This is a genomic window from Colwellia sp. 5_MG-2023 (genome assembly GCF_030547795.1).
Taxonomy (GTDB): Bacteria; Pseudomonadota; Gammaproteobacteria; order Enterobacterales; family Alteromonadaceae; genus Colwellia.
Window position 1 is genome coordinate 1 of the sequence record NZ_JAUOPW010000067.1, and the last position, 760, is coordinate 760.

Annotated in this window: 1 protein-coding gene; it reads left to right on the forward strand. The window is 32.2% G+C overall.

Features of this window, described 5'->3' with window-relative positions:
• Positions 1–136: 136 nt before the first annotated feature.
• Complete coding sequence (locus Q4496_RS17900) at positions 137–607, forward strand: hypothetical protein (protein ID WP_303610974.1); 471 nt, start codon at positions 137–139, stop codon at positions 605–607.
• The last annotated feature ends 153 nt before the right edge of the window (positions 608–760 follow it).

Consider the following 760-nt stretch of genomic DNA (forward strand, 5'->3'; position numbering starts at 1 on the left):
GTTTTTGATTGTTAAAAGAAAACAATCCGGTTAGAGTATTTTGATTAATAAATAATATAAAAACGAGTTATTCTACAGGCTCGTTAGGCTTAAAAACCAATTACTCGTGATAACTTGAAATTTAGAAGGAATTAAAATGAGCTTTATTCAAGAAGTTAATAATGCAAGAAGTGAAGGCTTTAAAAAGTCAGTAAAAGAGAAGTTTGTTGTTAGACAAAAAGAATTACAAGAAGAGCAAGTTGAGTTTCATAGCATAATTAATGAAACAATTAATAAAATTGATGAAATTAAATCAGATATTTTAAATGCTGCTGAAAAAGATGCTCACTCATATATCATACTGGAGAATTTTAATTGGGTTAAGTCACCTTACTTTCGAGGCTCTGTTGATTTTGATGGTGCAGAACTTAACACCCCAGATCTTCTAACAGGAGACCCTTCGTTATTCGGGTTTAACTCTGAATGGCACAAAACATATCGTCAGTTTGTGCGAGAAACAATTACAGATAAACTTTTCTTAAATCTCTGGGAGCAATTAGAGTCATTAGGTCTTGAGCCTTTTGTAAAAAATAATGGCTTCAAAAATCAATTCGGTGTCAAATTTTAAGCCTAACAAGTCACTCAAAAGGACAAAAAACAGTTGGCTTTTTGCTCCTTCGTCGCTAATTTTAGCCAACATATTTTTTGCCTCTTAGTGAGGCGTTGAGGCTGTAGAATTTCTCCAAAAAGACGTATTTACGTCTTTTTTTATATTTCCTCA